The organism is Flavobacterium sp., from assembly GCF_043760115.1.
Classification (GTDB): Bacteria; Bacteroidota; Bacteroidia; order Flavobacteriales; family Flavobacteriaceae; genus Flavobacterium.
Genome location: NZ_JAYUPK010000159.1, coordinates 1 through 18361, shown reverse-complemented (window position 1 = coordinate 18361; position 18361 = coordinate 1). Strand labels below are relative to the sequence as shown.

General features: G+C 29.8%; 12 protein-coding genes and 1 pseudogene. All 13 read left to right on the top strand.

The genetic code is table 11. The features are described from left to right. The first annotated feature begins 10 nt into the window (after positions 1-10). Complete coding sequence (locus ACH2BC_RS13660) at positions 11-1516, top strand: RagB/SusD family nutrient uptake outer membrane protein (protein WP_395054570.1); 1506 nt, start codon at positions 11-13, stop codon at positions 1514-1516. 143 nt (positions 1517-1659) lie between these two features. Then, the gene (locus tag ACH2BC_RS13655) at positions 1660-4977 is read left to right on the top strand and encodes a VCBS repeat-containing protein (protein ID WP_395054569.1); all 3318 of its coding nucleotides are present in this window, start codon (positions 1660-1662) and stop codon (positions 4975-4977) included. Further along, a complete protein-coding gene (locus ACH2BC_RS13650) occupies positions 4970-8227 on the top strand; it encodes a VCBS repeat-containing protein (protein ID WP_395054567.1) in 3258 nt (1085 codons plus the stop codon). The genes ACH2BC_RS13655 and ACH2BC_RS13650 overlap by 8 nt, the downstream gene beginning before the upstream one ends. A gap of 271 nt (positions 8228-8498) precedes the next feature. Then, complete coding sequence (locus ACH2BC_RS13645; protein ID WP_395054565.1) at positions 8499-9068, top strand: transposase; 570 nt, start codon at positions 8499-8501, stop codon at positions 9066-9068. Then, positions 9049-9318 (top strand): annotated as a pseudogene (locus ACH2BC_RS13640) (transposase); the annotation flags it as partial. The gene ACH2BC_RS13645 and the pseudogene ACH2BC_RS13640, both read left to right, overlap by 20 nt. 3 nt (positions 9319-9321) lie before the next feature. Beyond that, positions 9322-9546, top strand: coding sequence for a hypothetical protein (locus ACH2BC_RS13635; protein ID WP_395054563.1), 225 nt, complete (start codon positions 9322-9324; stop codon positions 9544-9546). Between the two features lie 184 nt (positions 9547-9730). Beyond that, the gene (locus ACH2BC_RS13630; protein ID WP_395054561.1) at positions 9731-11053 is read left to right on the top strand and encodes a vanadium-dependent haloperoxidase; all 1323 of its coding nucleotides are present in this window, start codon (positions 9731-9733) and stop codon (positions 11051-11053) included. Position 11054: 1 nt separating this feature from the next. Next, positions 11055-11969, top strand: coding sequence for a GyrI-like domain-containing protein (locus ACH2BC_RS13625; RefSeq protein ID WP_395054559.1), 915 nt, complete (start codon positions 11055-11057; stop codon positions 11967-11969). A 322-nt stretch (positions 11970-12291) separates the two neighbouring features. Continuing rightward, complete coding sequence (locus tag ACH2BC_RS13620; protein WP_395054557.1) at positions 12292-13605, top strand: MFS transporter; 1314 nt, start codon at positions 12292-12294, stop codon at positions 13603-13605. 47 nt (positions 13606-13652) lie between these two features. After that, positions 13653-14579, top strand: a complete 927-nt coding sequence (locus ACH2BC_RS13615; RefSeq protein ID WP_395054556.1) for a carbohydrate kinase family protein — start codon at positions 13653-13655, stop codon at positions 14577-14579. Positions 14580-14585: 6 nt separating this feature from the next. After that, positions 14586-16322 (top strand): glycosidase, encoded by a 1737-nt coding sequence (locus tag ACH2BC_RS13610; RefSeq protein ID WP_395054555.1) that lies wholly within the window; start codon positions 14586-14588, stop codon positions 16320-16322. A gap of 394 nt (positions 16323-16716) precedes the next feature. After that, positions 16717-17961, top strand: a complete 1245-nt coding sequence (locus tag ACH2BC_RS13605) for an MFS transporter (RefSeq protein WP_395054554.1) — start codon at positions 16717-16719, stop codon at positions 17959-17961. Beyond that, positions 17942-18361, top strand: a 420-nt coding sequence (locus ACH2BC_RS13600) for a trehalase calcium-binding domain-containing protein (protein WP_395054553.1), incomplete at its 3' end; no start/stop codon positions are given. The genes ACH2BC_RS13605 and ACH2BC_RS13600, both read left to right, overlap by 20 nt.

Below are 18361 nucleotides of genomic sequence, written 5' to 3'. Positions count from 1 at the left end.
AAAAAAAAAAATGAAAAGAAAAAATTTATTTAAAGGATTTCTATACTTAAGTTTAGTTTCCTTTGGTGTAAGTTGCACAGATTTAGAAGAAGAAGTATTAGATGGAGAATCTTATATTGATTCAAGTGGTACAACTAATATAAATCCATCGGCTGTTTTAGAATCTGCTTATAATGGTTTAAGAGATTTTAATGGTCAAGGTTTAATGTATGCAATGGATGAATTGTCAACTGACGCTATGGTTGGGCCAACTCGTGGTGGAGATTGGGATGATAATGGTTCTTGGAGACAATTACATACACATACTTGGGCACCAGATCATGTTGAGGTAAGAGGAGCATGGAATTCTTTGCTTTCAAATGTTTACAATTGTAATTTAGTAATTGAAAGTAGTACTGTAACACCATCACAATTGGTACAAGCTAGATTTTTAAGAGCATTTTATTACTATAATGTAATAGATTTATTTGGACAAGTTCCTTATAGACCCGCTGGTTCAAGTTTACTTGACGATCCAAAAGTATGGACAAGAACTGAAGCTACAACTTTTGTAATATCAGAACTTGAAGCCATTCTGCCAACACTACCAGCTAGAGTTACTGGCGATGCAAGTATTGCAAATATTGACGCCGGACATTTTTTACTTGCAAAATTATATTTGAATAAATCTGTATTTTTAGGCAGTTCATTTGCAGCAGGCGATATGACAAAAGTTGTACAACATGTTGATGCTATGACAAACAGTTTATCAGCTAATTATTGGAATAACTTTGCACCTAATAATAATACTTCAAATGAAGTTGTATTTTCGTCTAAAAATATTCAAGGTGGTGCTGGAGGAAATATGCAATCTAAATGGAGAATGGGAACACACTACAATCAAACCCCTTCTGGTTGGAATGGATTTGCTACTGTTTCAGAATATTATAATAGATTTGGTTCAACTGATACCAGAGCAAAATATTCTACACCTTCAATAATTTCTAACATAGGAAATCCTGTAGGGTTTAATGTAGGACAACAGTATGCTCCAGGTGGAGTAACTCCATTGCTAGATAGAAATAATAATCCTTTATTTTTCACACCAGCTTTAACATTAATTACCGATGGACTTACATTAGAAACTGCTGGTATTCGTGGGATGAAATATATTCCAGATCCAGGAAATCAAGGCAATCCTGATAATGATTTAGTATTAATGAGATACTCAGATGCTTTGTTAATGAAAGTTGAAGCGATTTTAAGAGGCGGTTCTGGTTCTGCAGGTACAATATTGGCAGATATAGCTACTAGATCTGGAGTTGCAGCTGCACCTAACACTTTAGATGGTGTTTATTTAGAAAGAGGAAGAGAATTATGGTGGGAAGGACATAGAAGAAATGATATGATTAGATTTGGCACATTTTTAAATTCCAGAGAATTGAAGCCATATAATTCTGATCCAAAATTCACTATATATCCAATTCCTGCAGATGCATTATTTAATGCAAATTTAAAGCAAAACCCAGGTTACTAAGAATTTTTGTTTAATATTTTTGTTTGAGTTTTTTTAATAAAGAGGGTATTTTTTACCCTCTTTTTTTTGTTTGATAATACTCCATTATTAGCAAAATTGTATTAAATTGTGCTCACATATTACTTTACCAATTTACCTAAATTATGTTATCCCGAATTATAAATACATTCTTTATTATTTTACTATTTTCAAGCTGTTCCAAAGATAAATTTGAAAATAATAATGGCTTATTTACAAAATTAGAACCTTCTCAAACAGGAATAGATTTCATCAACGAAGTAAAAAACGGTGAAGAAATGAACATCTTTAAGTATAGGAATTTCTATAATGGTGGCGGAGTTGCTATTGGTGATATAAACAACGATGGTTTATCTGATGTTTATTTTACTTCCAATCAAGGTAAAAATAAATTATACCTTAATAAAGGAAATTTTAAATTTGAAGATGTTTCAAAAAAAGCAGGTGTTGAAGGAACCAAATCTTGGTCAACAGGAGTTGTAATGGTCGACATAAATGGTGATGGATTTTTAGATATTTATGTTTGCAACGCAGGAAATTCAATAGACGAAAAAAGAAAAAGTGAACTTTTTATAAACAACGGAAACCTAACTTTTACTGAAAAAGGAGACGAATATAATCTTGCAGATACCGGAATTACAACACACGCAGCGTTTTTTGATTACGATAAAGATGGCGATTTAGATTGTTACATTCTCAATAACAGTTTTATTCCTGTGAGTAGTTTAAATTATTCTAACAAAAGAGAATTACGTGATAAAGATTGGGATGTAAATCCAATTTTAAAAGGTGGTGGCGATAAATTATTACGAAACGACAACGGAAAATTTATCGACGTAAGCGAAAAATCTGGAATTTATGGAAGTTTAATTGGCTTTGGTTTAGGAGTAACAGTGGGCGATGTTAATGGCGATTTATATCCAGATATTTATATTTCTAACGATTTTTATGAACGTGATTATCTTTACATAAACAATAAAAACGGAACTTTTTCTGAACAAATTCAAAATTGGGCAACCCATTTGAGTCAATCGTCAATGGGCGCAGATATGGCAGATGTAAACAACGATGGAAAAGCTGATGTTTTTGTTACAGATATGCTTCCAGAACCAGACAATCGCTTAAAAACCACAACAAGTTTCGATAATTATGATTTATTTTCAAGAAAATTAAACCTTGATTTTTACAATCAATATATGCAAAACACGTTGCAAATTAATACTGGTGACAATCATTTTAATGAAATTGCAAATTATGCAGGTGTAGCAAAAACCGATTGGAGTTGGGGCGCACTTTTATTTGATATGGACAACGATGGTTATAAAGATATTTACGTTTGTAATGGAATTTACCACGACTTAACCAATCAAGATTTTGTTGATTTCTTCGCCAACGATGTAATGCAAAAAATGGCAATTACTGGCAAAAAAGAAGAAATGGAAAACATAATTAACAAAATGCCAAGCACACCAGTTTCAAATTATGCTTATAAAAATAATAATAATTTAAAGTTTACAAACGAAGCTCAAAATTGGGGTTTGGCAACGCCAAGTTTTTCAAATGGAGCAGCTTATGGCGATTTAGACAATGATGGCGATTTAGATTTAATTGTCAATAATGTCAATATGCCAGCATTTGTATATCAAAATAAATCTGAAAAAAACAAAGACAATCATTTCATAAAAGTAAAATTAAAAGGCGAAGGTCAAAATAAATTTGCAGTTGGAAGTGTAGTAGAATTATTTTCAGGCAAAGAAATTATCCGTCAAGAATTGATTCCAACTCGTGGTTTTCAATCTTCTGTTGATTATGTAATGACTTTCGGAATTGGAACAAAAAAAATTGATTCACTTCAAGTTATTTGGCCAAACGGAAAATTTCAAACAATCAAAAACATCAAATTAAATACAACTTTGAATTTGAATAGTATCAATGCAAAAGCAGCTTATATAATCAAATCTGAAAAAGTAAAACCGTTATTTTCAGAAATTCCAAACACCTTAACTAATCATAAAGAAAACGATTATATCGATTTTGATTATGAAGGATTAATTGCTAAAATGCAATCTCAAGAAGGACCAAGTTTGGCGATTGCAGACATAAATGGAGATGGAAACGAAGATGTTTTTATTGGTGGTGCAAAAGAAACTTCTGGAAAAATTTATCTCAATAATGGAAAAGATAATTTTACTTTAACAACGCAACCTGCATTAGAAAGTGATGCCATTTTTGAAGATACTGCAGCAAGTTTTTTTGATGTAGATAATGATGGTGATCAAGATGTAATGGTTGGTTCTGGAGGAAATGAAAAAGCCGATCAAGCCAATTATAAAAACAGATTGTATCTCAATAACGGAAAAGGAATTTTCACTAAAAGCACTACTACTCTTCCAACAACTAACAGCAATGTTTCTGTAATTGCGCCTTATGATTTTGATAATGATGGCGATATTGACGTTTTTATTGCAAGTTTATCCGTTCCAGGCGTTTACGGAATTACACCAAAACAATTGTTATTAGAAAACGATGGCAAAGGAAATTTTACCAATGTAACCGAGAAAAAAGCTTTCAAATTGAATGATATCGGAATGATAACTGATGCTATTTGGGAAGATATTGACAACGATACTAAAAAAGATTTAATTATTGTTGGCGAATGGATGGCACCAGTAATTTTTAAAAATACAGGAAGAAGATTAGCTGAATTCAAGAATAATCTAACCGAAGAAAAAGGATTTTGGAACTCCGTTGCTTGCGTAGATTTGAATAATGATGGTAAAAAAGATTTGATTTTTGGAAACAAAGGAACGAATACTTCCTATAAATGTTCTAAAACAAATCCAATAAAATTATTTGTAAACGACTTTGATAACAACGGAACAATCGAACAAATTTCAACACAAACTATAGACAGAAAAGACATTACGCTTCATATGAAAGGCGAATTAGCGAAACAAATTCCGTCCATAAAAAAGAAAAATTTAAACTATTCTGAATATGCCAAAAAATCATTTCAAGAATTATTTGATGCTGATGTCGTTTCCAATTCCATTCAAAGAACAGCCAACATACAAGAAAGTATCATTGCAATAAACAAAGGAAACGGACAATTTCAAATTAAAGTTTTGCCCAAAGAAGTTCAGTTTTCAAGCGTAAATGCAATTTGCACAATGGACATCAACAAAGATGGAATTTTAGACATCATTCTTGGTGGAAATCAATACGAATTCAAACCACAATATGGTCGTTTAGATTCAAGTTTAGGAAGTGTTTTATTAGGGAATAAAAACGGAAATTTTTCTTGGATACCAAATAATAAATCTGGGTTTTCAATAAGTGGCGAAGTTAAAGCAATTAAAATTATCAAAACAAAAAACAATTCTACTACAATAATTGCTGTTGTAAATGACAATAAACCAAAAATATTTAAACGCAATGACTAATTTTCTCAAAACAGTACTCCTACTTTTTATCTTAACAAGTTGTTCGGATAAAGAAGAAAAATTGTTTGAAAAATTACCCTCAAGCAAGACAAATATAACTTTCAATAACAAGTTAGACGAATCAAAAAATATTTCAATTCTAGATTATCTCTACTATTACAATGGTGGTGGCGTTTCGCTTGGCGATATCAATAACGATGGTTTAGTAGATATTTATTTTACTTCCAATCAAGGAAAAAACAAATTATATTTAAATAAAGGCAACAATAAATTTGATGATATTTCAATAAAAGCAGGTGTTGAAGGACAATCTGATTGGAATACTGGAACCACAATGGCTGATGTTAATGGCGACGGATTTTTAGATATTTACGTTTGTGCAGTTGTCGGAATCAACGGTTTTGAAGGTCATAACGAATTATTTATCAACAACAAAAACAATACTTTTACTGAAAGCGCAGCCGAATATGGTTTAGATTTAGACAATTATAGTTCGTCAGCAGCTTTTTTTGACTTCGATTTGGATGGCGATTTGGATATGTATCTTCTAAATCACGCTGTACATTCAGAAGCATCATATGGAAATGCTGATATTCGCAACAACAGAAGTTATGAATGTGGCGATAAATTATTTCAAAATAATCATGGAAAATTTATTGACATTAGTGAAAAAGCTGGAATTTTTGGTGGCGCAAACGGTTATGGTTTAGGAATTGCGGTTTCCGATTTTAATTTAGATGGTTTTCCAGATATTTATATTACCAACGATTTTCACGAAGACGATTATTATTATCTCAACAATGGCAACGGAACTTTTTCTGAAAGTTTGAAAAGTCACTTTGGTCACACCAGTCGTTTTTCAATGGGAATAGACGTTGCCGATGTAAATCACGATAATTTTCCAGATATTATGACGTTGGATATGCTTCCGCAAGATGAAAAAGTATTGAAATCTTCACTTGGCGACGACAATGTTCAAATGTTTAAAATGAGAACTGAAAAGTTAGGTTATCATTGCCAATATACAAGAAATATGTTGCAAATAAATCAAGCTGGAAACAACTTTACAGAAACGGCTTTGTTAAGCGGAATTGCAGCTACAGATTGGAGTTGGAGTACACTTTTTGCCGATTATGATCAAGATGGCGAACAAGATATATTTGTGGCTAATGGAATTTCAAAACGTCCAAACGACTTAGATTATGTAAAATATTATTCTAATGATGAAGTAAAAACCAAAATCACTTCTACAAAATTATTAGACAAAGAAGCATTAAAAAAAATGCCAAAAGGAAACGTAACCAACTATGTTTTTCAAGGTTCCAACGATTTGATTTTCAAAGATAAATCTAAAAACTGGATAGAAAATGATTCATTAATTTCCACAGGAAGTGGTTATGCAGACATTGATAACGATGGTGATTTAGACATAATTACCAATAATTTAAACAGTGAAGCTTCTATTTATTGCAATCAAATTAATGAAAAAGCGAATTATTTAAAATTGAAATTAAAATTTGTTGGTAAAAACACGTTCGGAATTGGAACTAAAGTAATATCCTATTCTAAAGGAAAAATGCAGTTTAAAGAATTGCAAACTACAAGAGGATTTCAATCTTCATCCGAGCCAATTATTCATTTTGGGTATAAAAAAGATACAAAGGTAGATTCACTTCTTGTGATTTGGCCTGACAAAACGTTTCAGACTTTAAAAAATATAAAAACAAATCAAACGATTGAAATTAAAGCAAATACTTCAAGAAAACCATTTGACTACGCAAGATTACATCCAAAAACAAATCCAATTTTTACAAAAGTAGAAGACAATTTAGGAATTAATTTTACCCATCAAGAAAATGATTATGTAGATTTTGTATTTCAAAAATTAATTCCATACCAACGTTCAGATCGTGGACCAGCAACAGCAATTGGCGATTTAAATGGCGACGGAAAAGACGATATTTTCTTTGGTGGATCAAAAGATATTCCTGCTCAAATTTACATTCAAACTGCAACTGGTTTTGTGAAAAAATCTTATCCAGAAGTAGAAAAAGATGCCATATTTGAAGATGCTTCTGCAATAATCACCGATTTTAATAATGACAAAATAAACGATTTATTTGTAGCTTCTGGTGGCGGACAAAATGCAGCCGACTTACAATCAAGGTTATATTTTGGAAATAAAAATCAGTTAACTAAAGCTACTTTGCCAGCAATTGCTCAAAATGCAGCGGTTGTAAAATCGTTTGATTATGATAAAGATGGCGATTTAGATTTATTTGTTGGAAACAATTCTAGAAACAACCGTTTTGGAAGTCCATCAGATTGCTATTTATTAAAGAACGATAAAGGAACGTTTTCGATAGTTAAAAACAAAACTTTTTCGGAAATCGGAATGGTTCAAGACGCTACTTTCTCAGATTTTAATAACGATGGAACTACTGATTTAATTGTGGTTGGCGAATGGATGAAACCTACTTTTTTCGCAAATAAAAATGGAAAATTTACTGATGTAACTTTAACAATACATCCAGAAAAAAATAATGGTTTATGGCAAACTATTCTTCCTTTTGACATTGATAAAGATGGTGATTTAGATTATTTATTGGGAAATTGGGGAATGAATTCGAAGTTTAAAGCAACGTCAGAATTTCCAATGAAAATGTATTTTGATGATTTTGACACCAACGATTGGTACGAAACAATTGTAACTGTAGAAAAAGATGGGAAATATTACACCACAATGGGATTGGATGAATTGGCTGAACAATTTAGCGGTTTAGTAAAGAAAAAATTTAATTCTTATAAAGAATTTGCAGGCAAAACTGTAGAAGAAATATTTGATCCAGCTTTGCTTGCTAAAGCGAAATTATATGAAGTTCACAATTTAAAATCGGGTTATCTAAAAAACAACAAAGGCAAATTTACTTTCGTTCCGTTTTCAAATGCATTACAAGTTAGTCCGATAAATGCGTTTGTAAAATCTAATTTTGATTCAGATAAAAACGAAGAAGTTTTTGCAGCCGGAAATTATTTTGGAGTTACACCGTATCAAAGTCGATTTGATGGATTTTCTGGAGCATTAATCAAAAATGAAAAATCAATCACATTAGGAAGTAAAATTGGAATTGATTTTTCGCAAAAAGCTGTTCGCCATTTGGATGTCATCAATTGTAATGGTAAAAAATATATGTTGTCAACCATAAACAATAAGAAAGTAGAAGTTTATGAAATTTCAACAAACCCTTAATTTCCTTAACTATCTCCTATGTTTACAAAGTTATAATTTTTGAGTACATAAAATTTATAAATTTGAATATTAAAGTGAAAAATAATGAGAGTAGATTAATTACTAAATAACTCTAGAAGTATATTGACATTAAGAATTTACCTCATTATTTTTTATCTTTTAGAGTCTGAACAGAATGTAAGGAATTAGACAAGTTTTAATATCCAGAATATCCAACTAGGAGAAAAGACGAAGGAAGATTCATCACTTTATAAATTTAAATATAAAAGTTATGAGAGCATTAAAACAAGTTTTAGGAATTGATGTAGCACAGAAAGAACTAGTTGTTACTTTGGGTAGAATGGTTGAAGATTTATCAACTGAACTGTATGCTTACAATGTTTTTAGCAATACAGAAAAAGGATTTATCGAATTATTGAATTGGGTAAAGAAAATAACTAAAGATGATCTAGAAGTTCTTTATGTTATGGAAGCTACAGGTGTTTATCATCAGAAGTTTGCTTATTATCTTGACCAAAATAATTATAAAGTTAGTAATGTTTTGCCAAACAAAATAAGTAATTACATTAAAACTTTAGTTATTAAAACAATAACGGATAAAACTTGTTCTCAAGCCATTGCACAATTTGGATTGGAGCGAAAATTAGATTTATGGAAACGCCCAAATGGAGTTTATAAAACGCTACAACAATTAACAAGAGAACGAGATCAAATAGTATCAGAAAGAGTGGTTGTTAAAAATCAATTACACGCAGAAAAATCAGAAGCAGAGCCAAATGATAGAAGTTTAAAACGAATAAAAGAACGAATATGTTTTTTAAATTCTCAAAAAAGAAATTAAAAAGGATATAGAACAAATAATAGAGACTAATTCTTATTTAAAAAAAGAAATAGAAAATATTATTACAATTCCAGGAGTTGCAGAATTATCAGCAGTTATTGTATTAGCAGAAACTAATGGTTTTGAATTAATACGAAATAAAAGACAGCTTACAAGTTATGCAGGATTAGATGTAAAAGATAAACAATCAGGAACATCAGTAAAATCAAAACCAAGAATATCAAAAAAAGGTAATAAAAATATACGAAAAGCAATGTACTTTCCAGCATTGACAGCAGTTAGATGGGATGATAATTTTAAAGAAATGTATGCTAAATTAGTTTCTAAACAAGGAATAAAAATGAAGGCGCTAGTTGCGGTTCAAAGAAAATTATTAGAAATGATTTATACAATTTACAAAAATAAAACACCATATGATAAAAACTATGAAATCAAAAAAAGCAACAAAAAAAATAGCGTGCAAACACAAATGGCTTAAACACGCTATACAGTCTAGTTCTATGACTGACTTAGAAGCAAATTTACAAAAAAATTAATATTTTAATTGGAAATCAACACAGAATCTTAATGGTTTAAAAAATAACTAACAACAAAATACAAAACCTTAATTTACTTAACTGACTTAATGGTTTAAAAAATAAAATGGTTAAAAATAAACAATAATGAAATCTAAACTTTTAATACTAACGATACTAATTGTTCTTGTTTCTTGTAAAAAAGAAACAAAAATTGTAGTTACGCCAGAAGAATACGGAGCATCAATAGATAATGTGACGCAAATAATCATTCACGATATTTTTTCGCCACCAGTGGCAAGTCGCATCTATGCTTATCCAAACATTGCTGCTTACGAAGTAATTGCGCAAAATAACAAAACCTATAATTCACTTCAAAAACAATTAAAAGGTTTAGATTCTATTCCTGTTTTGGATGAAAAAAGTGGTGTAAACAAAAATGTTGCAGCACTTGTTGCTCATTTAGAAGTAAGCAAAACGTTAGTTTTTTCAGAAGATTTAATAGAAAAATTCAGAGATAGTTTGTATACAAAATGGCAAAACCAAAACGAAAAAGAATTCGAAATTTCTAAAGAATACGGATTAAAAGTGGCTGAAAGAGTAAAAAAATGGATGGGAAAAGACAATTATAAACAAACTAGAACTTTACCTAAATACTCTGTTTATGCTAACAAACCAGAACGTTGGCAACCAACTCCACCAGCTTATATGGATGGAGTTGAACCACATTGGAGCGAAATTAGAACTATGGTTATCGATTCATCATCACAATTCAAACCAGCTCCAGCTTTGCCATATTCTACCGATAAAAATTCACCATTTTACAAACAAGTTTTAGAAGTTTTTGATATTAGTAAAATGATGATTGAAAAAGGTGATTCATCAGAAGAAATAAAAATAGCCCAATTTTGGGATTGCAATCCTTATGTAACCGTAAATCAAGGACATATGATGTTCGCCAAAAAGAAAATTACGCCTGGTGGACATTGGATGGGAATTACAAAAATTGCGTGTAAAACATCAAAAGCCAATTTTGAAAAAACCGTTTATGCTTACACAGCCACTTCCATTGGATTGTTCGAATCGTTTATAAGTTGTTGGGACGAAAAATACAGAAGTAATGTTGTTCGACCAGAAACTGTTATTAACCAATCAATTGACGAAGATTGGCGACCATTATTACAAACGCCACCATTTCCAGAATATACTAGCGGACATTCTGTGGCATCAACTTGTTCGGCAACTGTTTTAACTTCCGTTTTTGGGGATAATTTTGCCTATTTAGATGATACTGAATTGCCTTTTGGATTACCAAGTAGAAGTTATAAATCTTTTTTTCTTGCCTCAAAAGAAGCTTCTATGAGTAGATTTTATGGCGGAATTCATTACAAAGCAGCCATAGAAAATGGCATCGTTCAAGGTTCAAAAATTGGAGATTATATTGTTAAAAAATTAAAATTTATAAAATAAAATGTTTCAGAATAAAAAATTACTATCCGCATTTGTTATCTTTTTATCCTTTTTTTTAATTTGGTATTTATTTATAAAGAAAAGTGATTATACCATAAATTTTAAAGCAAAAGCCGCCACAAGAACCATTTTTCAAGGCATTCAAGATTGGTCAAAAGAACAATCAAAAACTGCTAATCTAAATTATAAAACTCTTGAAAAAGAAAATTTCAATTTTATAAAACAAGAATTAATCACTGGAAACAATTCTTATATTTATTCTTGGAATATGAATACAATCAACGATTCTATAACTCAAGTTAGTGTTGACATAAATGAAAAAAATGCAAGTATTTACAACCGATTGACTGCGCCTTTTTTCAACACAAAGTTCAAACAAGAACAGTTAAAAAAAATAGAAGATTTTCGTGATGGATTGAACCGACATTTAAAAACCCACAAAGTAAAAATTGATGGAATTGGAACAACTGAAGAAACTTTTGTAGCATACATTAATCTAAAAAGTGTGACACAAGAAAAAGCACAAACAATGATTATGAATGATGGAAAAATAACTGGCTTTCTTCATAACAACAGCATTAAAATTACTGGAAAACCTTATTTAGAAGTTGTAAGTTGGGATGAAAATAAAGAAATTTTAGCATTTAATTATTGCTTTCCGATTGATAAAAATACTAAAATTATTGAAGATTCAATTGTTAAATTTAAGACAATTCCGGCTTTGAAAGGACTTACGGCAACTTACAACGGAAATTACAGAACATCAGACAGAGCTTGGTTTACCTTGATTGATTATGCTAAAAACCACAATTATAAATTGAACAAAAAACCATTAGAACATTTTTTCGCAAATCCATTCAATGGAGGAAATGAACTAGAATGGGAAACTAAAATTATTATTCCATTTGCAAAGTAATAAATTAATTAGTTTAAACGATTGAGATAGTAGAAAGTATAGTTGAAAAATTTAATACTTTTGGAAAGTAATAAAAACTTAATGAACCTTAATCCCTAAATAGTTTAAAAAAATACTTGAAAACAAATAGCAATTTACGAAAACGTTTTCGAGCTAATTGAAGCATTATTTTGTACTAAATCAAAAAAAAATACCACTTCTACTCTATTTTTGAGTGTTAGAAAAGTTTGAATTTAGTTCAAGTTAGAAATTTAGTTATAAATCAATAGTTTCCATATCTTTATGACGTGGAAACTATTTTAGTTCAAATTGTAAACTGTATATGAGTGTAAAAATAAAATTAAGTTTTTGGCAAATTATCAATATGAATGTCGGTTTTTTTGGCATTCAATACAGTTTCGGATTACAACAAAGCGCAGTAAATCCTATATATGATTTTCTTGGCGCAAATCCTGATCAAATTCCACTACTAAATCTCGCTGGACCAATGACTGGTTTATTAATTCAACCCATAATTGGAGCTTTAAGCGATAAAACTTGGCATCCTAAATTTGGAAGACGCAAACCATATTTTTTTATTGGAGCAATTTTATGTAGTCTTTGTTTGTTTTTATTTCCGTTTAGTAGTTCTTTATGGATGGCAGCAGGTTTATTATGGATTTTAGATGTTGGCAATAATACTGCAATGGAACCATATCGTGCATTTATTGCAGATACACTTGATGAAGAGCAACAACCTACAGGTTTTCAAGCGCAAAGTTTTTTTACTGGTTTTGGACAATTTTTATCTTATATTTCACTGTTTATATTTCCAATGATAATTGTTGGATATACTGGTTCATTACCAAATTGGATTTTTGGATCATTTTTTTTAGGCGCAATACTTTCAATTTCTTCAATTTGGTGGAGTATGAGTAAAACCAAAGAGATACAACCAACGGATGAAGAAATTGCAGTATTAAGAGCAAATCCAATAAATATTTTTACACCATTTATAGAAATTCATAAAGCTATTTTAGAAATGCCTAAAGTTATGTGGCAATTATTTATAGTATATTTTTTTCAATGGTATGCCTTAATGTGCTATTGGCAAAACAATGCTAAAAGTATGGCACTTTCGGTCTGGGATGCAACACCTAAACAAACTTCTTTATATGATAATGCAGTACAATGGAATGGATTAATAGGTGCATTTGGATTTGTTATTACATTTTCAGTCGCTTTTTATTTAGCTGTTTTAGCAAAAAAATACAGTGCAAAATACGTTCATTTTGTTTGTTTGATTTTAGCTGGTGTTTCATTTTTAATTTTTCCATTAATAAGTAATAAGTATTTATTTTTTGCAGTAATTATTGGATATGGAATAGGATGGGCAAGCATGATGGGAATTCCCTATTTGTTGGTTGTAAGCCAAATCCCAAAAGAACGATATGGTGTTTATATGGGAATAATTAATATGATGATTGTTATACCTATGATTATTCAAAATTTATCGTTTGGATATATTATGAAGAATTTTTTACACAATGATGCACGTTCAGCAATAACTTTCTCAGGTATTTTTCTTTTAATTGGAGCTGTTTGTACATTATTTATAAAAATAAAAAAACAAACAAATTCGGCAATCGTTTCATAAATATATAAATCAAATAAAAAAATTCAACTTTAAAATTTTAATTTAATTTGAAAAAAATAGATATCATTTGTATTGGCGAAGTATTGATAGATTTTATCGGTCATGAAATTAATACTTCCATTAATAGAACTAAAAATTATCATAGATTTCTTGGTGGATCACCAACAAATGTGGCAGTAAATGCTTCACGATTAGGACTAAAATCTTTATTGGTCGCCACTTGCGGTCAAGATGGTTTGGGCGATTATATTGTTAGAAAACTAAACGCCAACAATGTAATTACTACACAAATCAATAAATTAGAAACTACGCCAACCTCAGTAATTTTTGTTTCAAAATCTACAGAAACTCCAGAATTTATACCTTATAGAGAAGCAGATTGTGAAATATTTGAACATCAACTTTCTGATGAAATTTTAGGAAATGCCAAAATTTTTCATACTACTTGTTTTGCTTTAAGCAAAAATCCAGCAAGACAAACCATCTTAAACAGGGCAAAAAAAGCTAAAGAATTAGGATTACAATTGAGTATAGATTTAAATTTTTCTGAAAGAATATGGAAAGACAGAGAAGAAGCCAAGCAAGTAATTGCAACCTATTTATCAAATGATCCTTTGCTAAAATTGAGCGAAGACGATTGTTATAGATTGTTTGCTGAAGAAAAAACCGAAGATTATATTTTTGACTATTTTCATTCTCTTGGTGCGTCTACAATTTGTTTAACCAAAGGCAAAAAAGGAGTTGTGGTTTCAGATATAAAAGAAGGTTTGTTATTTCAAGAAGCACTTCCAATTGACGAAATTAAAGATGCAACTGGCGCAGGTGATGCCTTTTGGACAGGATTTTTGTATGCTCAATTAAACAAAAAAAATCTTTATGAAAGTATTTCCATTGCACAAAAACTAGCTTCTATAAAATTGCAAAATGTAGGTAGATTGCCAGATAATATTAATATTTTGTCTAAACTTGTATAAAACAATATGCAAAATAAAAATTCTAAAAACATGAATGGCGTAATGCTTAATGCTTATCCAGATAGTATTGGAACTAAATTAAGTGATACAGTATTTATGCTTAAAATGCCAGAATTTAAAGACGTATTTTCATTGTTTTATGTATTGCCAACTTTCTTCAATAGCGATTTAGACAGAGGTTTTTCTATCATTGATTACAATATAAATACCAATTTAGTAGCATTAAAAGATTTAAACGACATTAACGAACTTAATATAAAATTAAAATTTGATATAGTTTTAAATCACCTATCTGTAGCATCGCCACAATTTAAAGATATTCTTGTAAATGGAAAGAAATCAAAATTTAAGGAATTTTTTATCAATTGGAATGAGTTTTGGAAAGATAATGGAACAATAAATGAAAATGAAATAATAGTTCCCAAAAAAGAATTTCTCGATAAATTATTTATGCGAAAATCAGGTTTGCCTGTTTTAAAAGTGCGCTTTCCAGATGGAACTGATCAACCTTATTGGAACACTTTTTATCAGCAAATTACTTACAATAAAATTTCAGAATCTGATTTAAGTGATTTAAAAGAAATTTCAGAAGATCAACGAATTTTTATTTGTAATAAAGTCAATTTTGCAATTGAAAATAATCAAGATTTTGGAACAATAGATTTTGAAAATTGCAGTTCTTTCAAATCAGAAGTTTTGCAAATTTTAGAACAAAAACGTTCTTATCTCGGACAAATGGATGTTAATGCAAAATCACAATTAGTTTGGGAGTTTTATGAAGAAACATTAAAAAAAGTAAGCCATTATGGTGGAAATATTCTCCGTTTAGATGCCTTTGCCTACTTACATAAACAGGTTGGAGAAACTAATTTTTTTAATAAACCAGGCACATGGAATTATCTAGAACGAATTAATCAAATTGCGCAAAAAAATAATCTTTTACTTTTGCCAGAAATTCACGCAGAATATGGACTTCATTTACACGATGAAGTTGCCCAACAAGGATATTATATTTATGATTTTTTCTTGCCAGGTTTAGTTATTCATACCATCGAAAATAAATCAAGTAAAGCATTGTTAACCTGGGCAAATGAAATTATTGCCAAAGGTTATAAAACAATAAATATGTTAGGTTGTCATGATGGAATTCCTGTTTTAGATTTAAAAGGAAAAATTGTTAACGGAATTTATAACAAAGGTTTATTAGAAGACGAAGAAATTGACGCTATAATGAATAAAATTATGGAACGTGGTGGTCGTATAAAAAATTTATATGATGCAGCTGGAAAAAAAGTATCCTATTATCAAGTAAATGCAACTTTTTTTAGCGCTTTGGGTGAAGATGATCAAAAATTACTATTAGCAAGAGCAATACAATTATTTATGCCAGGAATTCCTCAAATATGGTATTTAGATATTTTTGCAGGTAAAAATAATTATGAAGCTGCCGATACTGGTGGAAGCGCTGGACATAAAGAAATTAACCGAACATCATTGTCTTTAGAAGAAATTCAAGATGGTTTAAAAAAAGACGTTGTGAAAAAACAATTAGAATTAATTCGTTTGCGAAATACTTCAAAAGCATTTTTAGGAACCGTAGAAATAAACACTAATCAAACAGATGTAATTGATATTAAATGGCAAAATGATGGTCAAATCGCACATTTAATTGCAAACCTAAATACTTGCAATTTTACAATACATCATACAGAAAATGCGCATACTGAAATTATGAATTTTTAAATTTTTATAAATTTATTTTATTTTAACCACATAGAAACATAGATTTAAACGTTTAAATAAGAGTTTTTTTAGAAATATTTTATTTTTCACATAGCTTTAAATTTATAATGAGCGAAATGTCTAAAAATTAAGTAAAACCTATGTTTCTATGTGGTTAAAAATTGTATTTACAAATATTCTATGAAATCTAAATAGAGCGAAGCGTCTAAATATTAAATAAAACCTATGTTTCTATGTGGTTAAAAATAATATTTACAAATAATCTATGAAATCTAAATTGAGCGAAGCATCTAAACATTAAGTAAAACCTATGTTTCTATGTGGTTAAAAATAATATCAAGATAAAAACTAAACCATAAAAAAGTAAAACAATCTTTTTATAATAAAATAATTTATGAAAAATGCAGCCATAAAACTATCAATGTACTTCAACTATTTTGTGTTTGCAATTTTATTGAATTGTGTTGGAATAGTTATGCTTCAAATGCAATTAAACTTTGATGTTTCCAAAGGTGATGCTTCTATTCTTGAAGGTTTTAAAGATTTACCAATTGCAATTGCTGCATTTATTTTTGCGTCATTTTTACCAAAAATCGGACTCAAAAAATCGATGCTTATTGCCTTGGCTTTGGTAACAATTGTTTGCAGTATTATGCCTTTCGCAGATGCTTTTTGGTATTTTAAATTATTGTTTTTTGTGATTGGTGTTTCCTTTGCATTGATAAAAGTTTCGGTTTTTTCAACTATTGGATTGTTGACAAATAACGAAAAGGAACACAGCAGTTTTATGAATTTTCTTGAAGCAATATTTATGTCTGGCGTTATGCTTGGCGGTTTTGTTTTTAGTTATTTTGTGAATGATGCCGAACCAAAATCACGCGAATGGTTGCAAATTTATTGGATCATTGCTGGATTGTCATTGCTGGCTTTTCTTTTATTATTGTTCTCAAAATTAGACGAAAAAGAAGCCAAAATAGAAAACACATCACTTGATAAAGACTTTAAAGAAATGATTATAATGATTGCAAAACCATTGATAATTGTATTTATTCTTTCCATCTTTTTTTATGTAATGATAGAACAAAGTTTTTCTACTTGGATGCCAACATTTTATAAAGAAATCCTTCGCGCACCAACAAGTTTGGCAATTCAAGCTGGATCCATTCTTGCAGGCGCAACTTTTTTAGGAAGATTACTTTCTGGATTTGTCTTATTACGAATAAAATGGATTCATTTTTTATCCTTTTGTCTGCTTGCAATTGCTGCAATAGTTTTACTAGTTATGCCTTTAACAAAAAATATCTTAATCGAAAATAATGCAACAATGACTTGGCTAAACGCACCGTTTGTTTTGTATTTATTACCAATTATGGGATTGTTTTTAGCGCCAATTTATCCAACATTAAATTCTACTATTTTGTCTTCTTTACCCAAACATATGCACAGTTCAATGTCTGGATTAATTGTAGTGTTTTCTGCGCTTGGCGGAACTACTGGTTCTATAATTACAGGTCATATTTTTGAATCTTTTGATGGAACAACTGCTTTTTATTTCTCCTTAATTCCAATTGCATTAATTTTTAAATTAATTTGGACATTGCATAAAATGAATAAAAAAAATGTCGAAATTCCAACTTAATATTGCTCAAATAATTGGGCAATTGCTACTTCAAGAAGATACAGATAATGACAAGCGAATTACCATTGAAGACAAAGGTTTAAAACGATTTGTATTGCAATCTGATACTAATGAAATTGTAGTTGAAGGCACTTATTTTTTATCCAATTTATTGCAAGAATTAATTCTGGCTCAAGAAAATAATCAAGATTTTATTGAAACAGAAAAAGTTTTTGAACTTCCAGCCAATAGAATTTCAAGAATGATAAAAGAGTATTTCTGGAAAGGATTAACTCGAACTTTAGACGAAGATGGATTGCAGAAATTATTGGTAGATTCAAAATCAAAAACTGAGAAATCAATACTTTATGTTCCTTTTACTGATGATTTTGCTTTAAATTATTACCAAAAATTAGCACCA